The following is a 10,826-nucleotide window of genomic DNA, read 5'->3' as shown; positions in this document are numbered from 1 at the left end:
TCCAACGAACCGGGGCCTGCTACCCGGCGCTCCGGTACCTACCGGGACGGGACTTCCACCCGCTAGTCCAATCCAACTTTCAGGACGCACCATCGGGGCAGCCTATCCGCCGCCTGGGGCCGGGTTCTGGGCAGCGGCGGCGAACACCTCGACGTAGCGGCGCCGTTCGGCGGCGACACGCTCGGCCGACGGGAGTTCACCCAGGTCGCCACAGGCGGCGTTGATGCCGGCTTTCGCGGCGGCCAGCGCGTGCGCCGGCGCGCCGAGGAAGCGCCCCGCCCACGCGACCGCGGCCTCGTAGACGTCGTCGGGGGCCACCATCTCGTCGACCAGGCCCAGTTCGGAGGCCTCCCGGGCGTCGAAGAATCGCCCGCTGAAGACGAGCTCCTTGGCCCGGCTCGCCCCCACCGCGCGGGTCAGCCGGTCCATTCCGCCGCCGCCGGGGATCAGGCCGGCCAGGATCTCGGTGGCGCCGAACTTGACGTTGTCGCCGCTGACCCGCCAATCGGCGGCCAGGGCCAGCGTCAGTCCGGCGCCCAGCGCGTAGCCGGTGACGGCCGCCACGGTGGGCTTGGGGATGGCGGCGACCGCGTCGATCGCCGCGCGGCGCACCCGGGCCGCGGTGTCGGCCTCCGGCACCGTGAGGGTCCGCAGTTCGGGCATGTCGTCGCCGGCCGAGAAGATCTCGTGACCCCCGAAGAGGATCACCGCGGCGACGTCGTCACGCCCCGCCACCTCGTCGGCCGCGGCCGCGATCTCGCGGTAGACCTGCCGGGTCATGGTGTTGGCGGGCGGCCGCGACATCACCAGCGTGGCCAGTCCATCGCCGGCCACGACGCTGACGAACTCGCTCCCCGGAGCAGTCAATGCCGCCATCCCAGCCCGCCCGACTCCCGGGCCCGGTGGTAACGGTCGGAGTCGAAGAACTCGAAAACCCAGTTTTCGCCCTGGATTTCGACGTTCGGCTGCACGGTGACGATCTGGCGTTGCAGGGTCAGCACGTCGGCGACCGTCCGGCCCACCAGCGAGTCCAGTTGCGTCCAGGTCGGGGGCAGCAGGAAGCTTCGGCCGGCGGCGAAGTCGTCGATGGCGGCCTGCGGGGTCGTCCAGCCGGCGCGGTCGGACTCGGTGTTCTCGCCGTCGGCGCGCTGCCCCTCCGGCAGGGCCGCCACGAAGAAGTAGGTGTCGTACCGGCGGGTGCGTTCGGCCTCCGGGGTGACCCAGTTGGCCCACGGCCGCAGCAGGTCGGACCGCAGCTCCAGGTTCTCTTCGCGCAGGAAGTCGGCGAACGACAGCGTCCCGACGGCGAGCGCCCGGCGGGCTTCGCGGTACACCGAGGCGTCGCCGACGATCCCGTCCGGGTCACCGGCCGGCCCGGCGAACAGCACCCCCGATTCCTCGAAGGTCTCCCGGGCCGCCGCGCAGACCAACGCCTCGGCCTGGTCGGTGTCGATGCCGAAGCGCTGTGCCCACCACTGTGGCGGCGGCCCGGCCCAGGCGCCCAGCCGCGCCAGCCCGGCGTCGCGGTCGCGGTCGTCGACGCCGCCGCCGGGGAACACCATCGTTCCGGCGGCGAAGTGCATCTTGGCGTGGCGGCGCATCAGGAAGACGTCGAGGCCGTCCGCGCCGTCGCGGACCAGCATCACGGTAGCCGCGGGGCGCGGAACCAGAGGGGGCTCGGTTGTTGACGTCATAGTTGCCTCCTGTGGGCCGCGCGGCTGCGGACCCGCCGCGCGAAATACCGTCCGTCGATGACGTCCAGGGCGATCGACTGGCCGAACGCGGTGGACAGGTTTTCCGCGGTCAGGACGTCGGGCAGCAGGCCGGCGGCGACCGCCCGGCCCTCCGACAACAGCATGCAGTGGCTGAAGCCGGGCGGGATCTCCTCGACGTGGTGGGTGACCAGCACCAGCGCGGGGGCGTCGGGGTCGGCGGCCAGGTCGGCCAGGCGGGCCACCAGCTCCTCGCGGCCGCCCAGGTCCAGGCCGGCGGCGGGCTCGTCGAGCAGCAGCAGCTCCGGGTCGGTCATCAGCGCGCGGGCGATCAGCACCCGTTTGCGCTCGCCCTCCGAGAGGGTTCCGTAGGTGCGGTCGGCGAGGTGCTCGGCGCCCAGACTCTCCAGCATGTCGACGGCGCGCCGGTAGTCGATGTCGTCGTAGCGCTCGCGCCAGCGGCCCAGCACGGCGTAGCCGGCCGAGACCACCAGGTCGCGCACCAGCTCGTCGCCGGGCACCCGCTGCGCCAGCGACGACGAGCTCAGCCCGATCCGCGAACGCAACTCCGACACGTCGACCCGGCCCAGCTTCTCCCCCAGCACGACGGCGGTACCCGTCGACGGGTGCTCGGCGGCCGCCGCGATGCGCAGCAGCGACGTCTTCCCGGCCCCGTTGGGGCCGATGATCACCCAGCGTTCGTCCAGCTCGACGGCCCAATCCAGCGGCCCGACCAGGACCCGCCCGTCCCGGCGCAGCGAAACGTTGCTGAAGTCGAGCAGCAGATCGGGGTCGGCCGACCCGCTTCCGTTCCCGGGCACCCGACCATCGTGCCGTACCGCGCCGCCGCCGCGGGTGCCGGGTCACCCCGCCCCGGTGCGACGTTCACCGGAATCCGCGCCCCGAAAAGGGGCTTTTGCATCTGCCCGGCCGGCTCAGGCGGGGGGAATCTCCACGCGGCGCACCTCGCCGTCGACCGCGTCGGCGGCCTCGATCTCCCCGCGGGTGATGCCCAGCAGGAACAGCACCGTGTCCAGGAAGGGGTGGCTCAACGACGCGTCGGCGACCTCGCGCAGCGCCGGCTTGGCGTTGAACGCGATTCCCAGCCCGGCGGCGGCCAGCATGTCGATGTCGTTGGCGCCGTCGCCGACGGCGACGGTCTGGGCCATCGGCACCCCCGCCTGCTCCGCGAAGTCCCGCAGCGCCGCGGCCTTGCCGGCCCGGTCGACGATCGGGCCCACGACCCGCCCGGTGAGGATGCCGTCGACGATCTCCAGCTCGTTGGCGGCGACGAAGTCCAGCATCAGCTCGTGTGCCAGCGGGTCGATGATGCCCCGGAAACCCCCGGAGACCACGCCGCAGCGGTACCCCAGCCGCCGCAGCGTGCGCAGCGTGGTCCGCGCGCCGGGCATCAGTTCGAGCTGGTCGGCGACCTCGTCGATCACCGTGGCGGGCAGGCCCTTCAAGGTCGCGACCCGTTGCTGCAGCGACTCCGCGAAGTCCAGCTCGCCGCGCATGGCCGCCTCGGTGATCGCGGCGACGGCGCCCTCCGCGCCCGCGCGCGCCGCCAGCATCTCGATGACCTCGCCCTGGACCAGGGTGGAGTCGACGTCGAACACGATGAGCCGCTTGGAGCGCCGTTCCAGGCTGTATTCCTCGAACGCCACGTCGACACCTTCGTCGCAGGACACCCGGTTCAGGGCGGCACGCAGCGGGACGTCGGCGCCCGGCGGCACCGAGACCCGCAGCTCCAGCCCGGTGACCGGGTAGTCGGAGACGCCGCGGATGAGGTCGATGTTGACACCCAGCGCGGCGACCTCGCGGGCCACCGCGCTGAACGCGCCGGCAGTGATCGGCCGGCCCAGCACGAAGATGGTGTGGGTCGAGGGCTCGCGGATGATCGGCACGTCGTCGCTGCGCTCGATGCTGACCTCGAGACCGAGCCCGAAGATGGCCGATTCGACGTCGCCCCGCAACGCGGCGCCGTCGGCGACCTGCGGCGGGCAGGACACCAGCACACCCAGCGTCAGCCGGCCCCGGATCACCACCTGTTCGACGTTGAGCAGTTCCACGCCGTGCTTGGACAGAACCTCGAACAGAGCCGAAGTCACCCCGGGCTGATCCACGCCGGTGACGGTGATCAGCGCCGAAACCTTGGGCGGTGCGCTCACCCGCGGCTCCCTTCGTGGCTCATTCGCGCCGGGGGCCGCTGCCGCTCATCAACTGCGGACTTGTATGTCGTCGGCTCGGGTGACGTCCTTGTCCGCGGGGCCGTGGGCGCGACCGACGTGGGCCTCGCGCCGCATCCGCTCCACCATGTGCGGGTAGTGCAACTCGAATGCCGGGCGCTCCGAACGGATCCGGGGCAGCTCGGTGAAGTTGTGTCGCGGCGGCGGGCAGCTGGTCGCCCATTCCAGCGAGTTGCCGTAACCCCAGGGATCGTCGACGGTGACGACCTCGCCGTACCGCCAGCTCTTGAAGACGTTCCACACGAACGGGAACATCGACACGCCCAGTATGAAGGCCCCGATCGTCGAGACGATGTTGAGCGGCTGGAACCCGTCGGTGGGCAGGTAGTCGGCGTAGCGGCGCGGCATGCCCATGTCCCCGAGCCAGTGCTGCACCAGGAACGTGGTGTTGAACCCGATGAACGTCAGCCAGAAGTGCAGCTTGCCCAGCCGCTCATCGAGCAGCCGGCCGGTCATCTTCGGGAACCAGAAGTAGGTGCCGGCGAAGGTGGAGAACACGATCGTGCCGAACAGCACGTAGTGGAAGTGCGCCACCACGAAGTAAGAATCGGTGACGTGAAAGTCCAGCGGCGGGCTGGCCAGCAGCACGCCCGTCAACCCGCCCAGCAGGAAGGTGACCAGGAAGCCGACCGAGAACAGCATCGGCGTCTCGAAGGTCAGCTGGCCCTTCCACATCGTTCCGATCCAGTTGAAGAACTTGATCCCGGTCGGCACCGCGATCAGGTAGGTCATGAACGAGAAGAACGGCAACAGCACCGCGCCGGTGGCGAACATGTGGTGCGCCCAGACCGCCACCGACAACCCGGCGATCGACAACGTCGCGTAGACCAGCGTGGTGTAGCCGAACACGGGCTTGCGGGAGAACACCGGGAAGATCTCGGTCGCGATGCCGAAGAACGGCAGCGCCACGATGTAGACCTCGGGGTGGCCGAAGAACCAGAACAGGTGCTGCCACAACAGGACCCCGCCGTTGGCCGGGTCGAAGACGTGCGCCCCGAGGTGGCGGTCGGCGGCCAGCCCGAACAGCGCCGCGGTCAGGATCGGGAACGCGATCAGGATCAGGATGGACGTGACCAGGATGTTCCAGGTGAAGATCGGCATCCGGAACATCGTCATCCCCGGAGCGCGCATGCACACCACGGTCGTGATCATGTTGACCGCACCCAGGATGGTGCCCAGACCGGCGACGATCAGGCCGGTGATCCACAGGTCGCCGCCCGCGCCGGGCGAGTGGATGGCGTCGGTCAGCGGGGTGTAGGCGGTCCAGCCGAAGTCAGCGGCTCCTCCCGGGGTGATGAAGCCCCCCAGGGCGACCAGCGCGCCGAACAGGAACAGCCAGAACGAGAACGCGTTCAGCCGCGGGAACGCCACGTCGGGTGCGCCGATCTGCAACGGCAGCACCAAGTTGGCGAACCCGAACACCACCGGCGTGGCGTACAGCAGCAGCATGACGGTGCCGTGCATGGTGAACAGCTGGTTGTACTGCTCGTTCGACAGGAACTGCAGTCCCGGCGCGGCCAGCTCGGTGCGCATCAGCAGCGCCATCAACCCGCCGATGAAGAACATCACGAAGCAGGTGACCACGTACATGATGCCGATCACCTTGTGATCGGTGGTGGTGATCAGCTTGTAGACCAGATTCCCTTTGGGACCTGTCCGCGGTGGGTACGGTCGGACGGCCTCGAGTTGTCCCAAGGGGGGCGCTTCGGCTGTCAACTGCTCCTCCAAACATCCTTCTCAGAAACGTTCACCACGCATCCTAGCTTCCGATCATGCCGATGGCAGCGCGAGTCCTACAAACCGTCGTATATAGCGCTGCGACGCGGGCGTGTCGTCGCTAACACCGGGCGCCGACCCGGCCGGATGTTAGCGTCGGGCTCGTGCTCTCCGGCATGCTCCGCGCGATCCGCACCGCCCCCCTGCTGCCGACCGCCGCCGGCCTGGCAGCCGTGGTGGTGGCGGCGTGCAGTGCCTGCGGGTCCGCGGGCCCGGGCACCAAAGCCACGTCCCCGACCCGGTCGCTGGTCACCCCGACCACCCAGATCGCCGGCGCCGGGGTGCTGGGCAACGACCGCCGGCCCGACCAGTCGTGCGCGGGCGAACCTGCCGCGGCCGACCCTGGGCCGGCGACCCGGGAGGCCCACAACGCGGCGGGGGTCACCCCCGACGTGGTCCGCGTGCCGGCCGAGGCACAACGCATCGTGGTCCTCGCCGGTGACGAGCTCGACGCGCTGTGCGCCCTGGGGCTGCAGTCGCGGGTCGTCGCCGCCGCGCTGCCCGACGGCGCGTCGAGCCAGCCCTCGTACCTCGGCAACGCGGTGCACGACCTGCCTGGGGTCGGTACCCGCGCCAAGCCCGACCTGGGTGGCATCGCGGCAGCGCACCCCGATCTCATCCTGGGTTCGCAGGGGCTGACGCCCACCCTGTACCCGCGGCTGGCGGCGATCGCCCCGACCGTGTTCACGGGGGCCCCCGGGGCGGCGTGGGAGGACAACCTGCGCGGTGTCGGCGCCGCCACCGCCCGCGCTGGCGCGGTCGACGGGCTCATCGACGGGTTCGCCGCACGGGCCACCCGCGTGGGGGCCAAGCACGACGCAACTCACTATCAGGCCTCGATTGTGCAGTTGACCACGGACACCATGCGCGTCTACGGCGCCAGGAACTTCCCGGCCAGCGTGCTCGACGCCGTGGGCGTGGACCGGCCGGCGTCGCAGCGGTTCACCGACAAGGCCTACGTCGAGATGGGCACCACCGACGCCGACCTGGCCGGGTCGCCCGACTTCTCGGCCGCCGACGCCGACATCATCTACGTGTCGTGCGCCTCGCCGGCCGCCGCGCAGCGGGCCGCCACCCTGTTCGACAGTGCGCCCTGGCGCAGGCTCTCGGCGACTCAGGACAACCGTGTCTTCGTCGTCAACAACCAGATCTGGCAGACCGGGCAGGGACTGGTCGCGGCCCGCGGCATCGTTGACGACCTGCGCTGGGTGAACGCCCCGATCAACTAGCTTCGCTTGGTCAGGGCGAAGTTCACGGGCAGGCCAACTTTTCGTTGTGGGGTTAAGTGCGCGGGCGTGACGTCTGCAGTGGCTCTTCGGATCGCCAAAGCGCCGACCCGCCACTTTGCTTGGCTTACAGCCGGTTTCATCGGACCGGCACCTTGGGTGGAGAGAGTCGCGGACGTGATCTCGTAAGTGGGAGCGTCCGAAAGGTCGTATGCCCAGAAACGTCACGCCGACAAGGCGGTATGAGGTCGCGCGCTACACCTAAGGTGGTGAGCGAACCGTCACATGGCCGGAGAAACTTACCCTGGCTAAACTTCTTCGAAGCGCGCTAGCACCGAAAAGGACTGTTGATGAGCACTGTTTCCGCGTACGCCGCCACGTCGCCGACCGCACCGCTGACCAAGACCACCATCACCCGTCGCGACCCGGGTCCGCACGACGTCGCGATCGAGATCAAGTTCGCCGGGATCTGCCACTCGGACATCCACACCGTCAAAGCCGAATGGGGGCAGCCCGACTACCCCGTGGTCCCCGGGCACGAGATCGCCGGCGTGGTGACCGCGGTGGGCTCCGAGGTGACCAAGCACAAGGTCGGCGACCACGTCGGCGTGGGTTGTTTCGTGGACTCCTGCCGGGAATGCAGCAGCTGCCTGGCCGGTAACGAGCAGTACTGCAAGCGCGGCATGACGACCACCTACAACGCGATCGGACGCGACGGCCAGCGCACCTACGGCGGCTACAGTCAGGCGATCGTCGTCGACGAGAACTACGTCCTGCGGATCCCCGCCTCGCTGCCGCTGGACAAGGCCGCCCCGCTGCTGTGCGCGGGCATCACGCTGTATTCGCCGCTGCGGCACTGGAATGCCGGTCCCGACACCCGGCTCGCCGTGATCGGCCTGGGCGGGCTCGGGCACATGGGCGTCAAGCTGGGGTCGGCGATGGGCGCCGAGGTGACGGTGCTGTCGCAGTCGCTGAAGAAGATGGAGGACGGGCTTCGGCTGGGGGCCAGCCACTACTACGCGACCTCCGACCGCGACACGTTCCGCAGCCTGCGCGGCAGCTTCGACCTCATCCTGAACACCGTCTCGGCGAACCTGAAGCTCGGCGACTACCTCAACCTGCTGGACGTCGACGGGACGCTCGTCGAGCTGGGCATCCCCGAGCACCCGATGGAGGTGCCGGCGTTCGCGCTCGCCCTGATGCGGCGCAGCCTGTCGGGGTCGAACATCGGCGGGATCGCCGAGACCCAGGAGATGCTCGACTTCTGCGCCGAGCACGACGTGACGCCCGAGATCGAGCTCATCGAGCCGGACTACGTCAACGAGGCCTACGAGCGCGTGCTGGCCAGCGACGTGCGCTACCGCTTCGTCATCGACACCTCAGGCCTCTGAGGAAACCGCCGGCCGCGCCGCCATCCGCTCGGCCGCCTCTCCATCCTCGTCGCCGGGGATGACTTCGCTGACGTCGATGCCAGCCAGCGGCCACCCGGCCGCGGCCAGCGTGGCGGCCACCCGGATGACGTTCTCCTTGCCGGCGTCGTAGTGGGTCATGTCGGAGATGAAGTCGGCGATCTCGTCGCGATCGATGGGATGGTCGATCGTCTCCGGGGATCCTTCCTGCGCGGTGATGTTGCGCACCACATCCCGGATCTGGTCGTCGGTCAAAGGGGTGCTGCGCAGCAGGGCCATCAGCGGCACCCGGTCGGGGCCGGGCACGCCGTTCGGGTAGCCGACCTGCAGCCAGCGGATCACTGAACGGCAGAAATTGTGGTGGTGATCGTTCTGCGAGGAGGGGGTTTTCGTCACCCACACAGTGTCACGGCAGCGGTCTCACCGGCGCCACCGCGGCGTCTCGCCATCCCCACAATTCATATCCCGTTCACGGCCCGACAATGTCGGGGTTGTGAAGTGACCGGTGTGCGAAGCTGAGCGGGAACCGGCACCGTTAGGGGACCACCACCGTGACCACGAGAACGCGATCGGCGGCAGTAGTGCTGGCTGGCGCCGGAATCATTGCGGCAACGTGGGGCCCGTGGCTGCCGCGGGCCTCGGCCGACCCGCCCGAGGAAGAGCTGGAGCGGCTGTCGAGCCGGTACGCGCAGACGACGTGCGCACAGTTGGGCCAGTACCCGGACATGCAGGGCTTCAACGCCGCCGTCGCCGACACGATGGACCGCAACGCGATCTCCAGGACGGCGGCCCAGCGAGTGGTGGGGCTCTCCGTGAAGAACTACTGCCCGCAATACCTGCCGGTGGTCCGCGAGGTCGTGCCCGATTTCTCCTAGCGACGGCCTTGTCACCGCCCGTTCCTACCATCGAGTCGTGCACAGGGACCTGGCCCGCGAATGAGCAAGGCACTCTTCGTCATTCCGCTGGCCTGCGGGCTGCTCGCCGGGGTCGTCCAGCGCAGCCTGGGGACGGGCGTCGTGGGCTTCTACGTGACGTTGCTGCTCGAGGTGCTTCTGGCGTGGGCCACCAACCGCCAGTGGCCGCGCGGGAGGCGGGGCCTCGCCACGATGCGTGCGATCGACGCCATGGACGGGGTCGCGTTCGAGAATTACGTCGCCGCACGCCTCGGCCGGGCCGGCTGGCGGGTCGGGACCACCCCGGCGGTCGGGGACTACGGCGTTGACCTGATCGCCGAGAAGGACGGACAGCGGGTGGCGGTCCAGTGCAAGCGCTACGGCAAACCGGTCGGCGTCGCGGCCGTCCAGCAGGTGGTCTCCGGCGCACGCCACCACGGATGCACGCGCAGCATCGTGGTGAGCAATCAGGAGTTCACAGCCGCCGCCAAGCAACTGGCACACACGCACGGCTGTCAGCTGATCGGCCGCAAAACTCTGCAAGCCTGGGTGCCGCCCGCAAGTATGGGCCGAAGGGGGTCCTAAGGCCCTACCGTCCACTTAGCGTTGCTTAACAATTAAGAATGTGGATCAACAAGAGTACGACGGCGGCCTCGGCTTGGCGCAGCTTCCGGACGGCGCCGAGCGGTTGGACGCCGCCGAGGCGATGCGGTTGCTGGCCGGCATCGACGTCGGACGGGTCGTCTTCGACCTGCAGGCACTGCCGGCGATCCGCCCGGTCAACCACCTGGTGGATGAGGGCGTTATCATCATCCGTTGCCGGCTGACCTCGGCGATCTCCGCCGCCGTGCGCAACTCGGATCGCGTCGTCGTGGCTTACGAGGCCGACGACCTCGACAGCCGCACCCGGACCGGCTGGAGCGTTGTCGTGACCGGCCGCGCACGAACCGTGACCGATCCCGGCCTCATCGCCCGCTACGAGCGAGTGCTGCACCCGTGGGTGAACCACGCCGACACCGTCGTGGCGATCGAGCCGGAGATCGTCACCGGCCTGCGCCTGACGGGCCCGAACACCGAGACCGGCTGATTTAGAAGTCCCAGTCCTCGTCCTCGGTGACGACGGCCTTGCCGATCACGTAGCTCGACCCGGACCCGGAAAAGAAGTCGTGGTTCTCGTCGGCGTTGGGCGACAACGCCGAGAGGATCGCCGGGTTCACGTCGGTCTCGTCGCGCGGGAACAGCGCCTCGTAGCCGAGGTTCATCAGCGCCTTGTTGGCGTTGTAGCGCAGGAACTTCTTGACGTCCTCGGTCAGCCCGACCTGGTCGTAGAGATCCTGGGTGTACTCCACCTCGTTGTCGTAGAGCTCGAAGAGCAACTCGTAGGTGTAGTCCTTGAGCTCGGCCCGCTTGGCGTCGTCGACCAGCGCCAGGCCGCGCTGGAACTTGTAGCCGATGTAGTAGCCATGGACGGCCTCGTCGCGGATGATCAGCCGGATCATGTCGGCGGTGTTGGTCAGCTTGGCCCGGCTCGACCAGTACATCGGCAGGTAGAACCCGGAGT

General features: G+C 69.2%; 12 protein-coding genes. 5 read left to right on the top strand and 7 right to left on the bottom strand.

The annotated features are described in order from the left end of the window. Positions 1-102: 102 nt before the first annotated feature. From AC2VOR_RS20975 to ctaD, 5 genes are all read right to left on the bottom strand, one after another. On the bottom strand, positions 103-876 hold the full coding sequence (locus tag AC2VOR_RS20975; protein ID WP_486964449.1) for an enoyl-CoA hydratase: 774 nt from the start codon (positions 874-876) through the stop codon (positions 103-105). Next, positions 864-1,694, bottom strand: a complete 831-nt coding sequence (locus tag AC2VOR_RS20970) for an NUDIX hydrolase (RefSeq protein ID WP_369739650.1) — start codon at positions 1,692-1,694, stop codon at positions 864-866. The genes AC2VOR_RS20975 and AC2VOR_RS20970 overlap by 13 nt, the downstream gene beginning before the upstream one ends. After that, positions 1,691-2,533: an ABC transporter ATP-binding protein gene (locus tag AC2VOR_RS20965; protein ID WP_369739651.1), complete on the bottom strand. Its 843-nt coding sequence runs from the start codon at positions 2,531-2,533 to the stop codon at positions 1,691-1,693. Before AC2VOR_RS20965 ends, AC2VOR_RS20970 begins: the two co-directional genes overlap by 4 nt. Positions 2,534-2,647: 114 nt before the next feature. After that, positions 2,648-3,883 carry a phosphoserine phosphatase SerB gene (gene serB / locus AC2VOR_RS20960; RefSeq protein ID WP_369739652.1) on the bottom strand — a complete coding sequence of 412 codons (1,236 nt, stop codon included), beginning with the start codon at positions 3,881-3,883 and terminating at the stop codon, positions 2,648-2,650. A 48-nt stretch (positions 3,884-3,931) separates the two neighbouring features. Continuing rightward, positions 3,932-5,677, bottom strand: a complete 1,746-nt coding sequence (gene ctaD, locus AC2VOR_RS20955) for an aa3-type cytochrome oxidase subunit I (protein WP_369739653.1) — start codon at positions 5,675-5,677, stop codon at positions 3,932-3,934. Positions 5,678-5,853: 176 nt separating this feature from the next. On the opposite strand from ctaD, the gene AC2VOR_RS20950 reads away from it, so the two are divergent. Together AC2VOR_RS20950 and AC2VOR_RS20945 are read left to right on the top strand one after the other, a co-directional pair. Next, on the top strand, positions 5,854-6,966 hold the full coding sequence (locus tag AC2VOR_RS20950) for an iron-siderophore ABC transporter substrate-binding protein (RefSeq protein ID WP_369741689.1): 1,113 nt from the start codon (positions 5,854-5,856) through the stop codon (positions 6,964-6,966). 347 nt (positions 6,967-7,313) lie between these two features. After that, positions 7,314-8,354 (top strand): NAD(P)-dependent alcohol dehydrogenase, encoded by a 1,041-nt coding sequence (locus AC2VOR_RS20945; RefSeq protein ID WP_369739654.1) that lies wholly within the window; start codon positions 7,314-7,316, stop codon positions 8,352-8,354. On the opposite strand, the gene AC2VOR_RS20940 is transcribed toward AC2VOR_RS20945, so the two are convergent. After that, positions 8,343-8,768: a DUF3349 domain-containing protein gene (locus AC2VOR_RS20940; protein ID WP_369739655.1), complete on the bottom strand. Its 426-nt coding sequence runs from the start codon at positions 8,766-8,768 to the stop codon at positions 8,343-8,345. The two genes, AC2VOR_RS20945 and AC2VOR_RS20940, sit on opposite strands and share 12 nt — an antisense overlap. A 155-nt stretch (positions 8,769-8,923) precedes the next feature. Between AC2VOR_RS20940 and AC2VOR_RS20935 the strand changes: the two genes are divergently transcribed. The 3 genes from AC2VOR_RS20935 (at position 8,924) to AC2VOR_RS20925 (ending at position 10,352) form a co-directional block, all read left to right on the top strand. Next, positions 8,924-9,247 carry a hypothetical protein gene (locus tag AC2VOR_RS20935; protein WP_369739656.1) on the top strand — a complete coding sequence of 108 codons (324 nt, stop codon included), beginning with the start codon at positions 8,924-8,926 and terminating at the stop codon, positions 9,245-9,247. Positions 9,248-9,307: 60 nt separating this feature from the next. Then, positions 9,308-9,850 (top strand): restriction endonuclease, encoded by a 543-nt coding sequence (locus AC2VOR_RS20930; protein WP_369739657.1) that lies wholly within the window; start codon positions 9,308-9,310, stop codon positions 9,848-9,850. A 73-nt stretch (positions 9,851-9,923) separates the two neighbouring features. Then, positions 9,924-10,352, top strand: a complete 429-nt coding sequence (locus AC2VOR_RS20925; RefSeq protein ID WP_369741690.1) for a pyridoxamine 5'-phosphate oxidase family protein — start codon at positions 9,924-9,926, stop codon at positions 10,350-10,352. A 1-nt stretch (position 10,353) separates the two neighbouring features. Here the strand turns inward: AC2VOR_RS20925 and AC2VOR_RS20920 are convergent. Beyond that, on the bottom strand, positions 10,354-10,826 hold a 473-nt coding region (locus AC2VOR_RS20920; protein WP_486964448.1), incomplete at its 5' end, for a ribonucleotide-diphosphate reductase subunit beta.

This window comes from Mycobacterium sp. TH-M103, from assembly GCF_057473785.1.
This window is presented reverse-complemented; position numbering and strand designations above follow the sequence as displayed.

What these genes read in the sequence shown, in the direction of transcription:
- AC2VOR_RS20930 (WP_369739657.1), top strand. Translation starts at nt 9,308, where the DNA reads ATGAGCAAGGCACTCTTCGTCATTCCGCTGGCCTGCGGGCTGCTCGCC.
- AC2VOR_RS20975 (WP_486964449.1), bottom strand. Translation starts at nt 876, where the DNA reads ATGGCGGCATTGACTGCTCCGGGGAGCGAGTTCGTCAGCGTCGTGGCC.
- AC2VOR_RS20945 (WP_369739654.1), top strand. Translation starts at nt 7,314, where the DNA reads ATGAGCACTGTTTCCGCGTACGCCGCCACGTCGCCGACCGCACCGCTG.
- AC2VOR_RS20970 (WP_369739650.1), bottom strand. Translation starts at nt 1,694, where the DNA reads ATGACGTCAACAACCGAGCCCCCTCTGGTTCCGCGCCCCGCGGCTACC.
- AC2VOR_RS20950 (WP_369741689.1), top strand. Translation starts at nt 5,854, where the DNA reads ATGCTCCGCGCGATCCGCACCGCCCCCCTGCTGCCGACCGCCGCCGGC.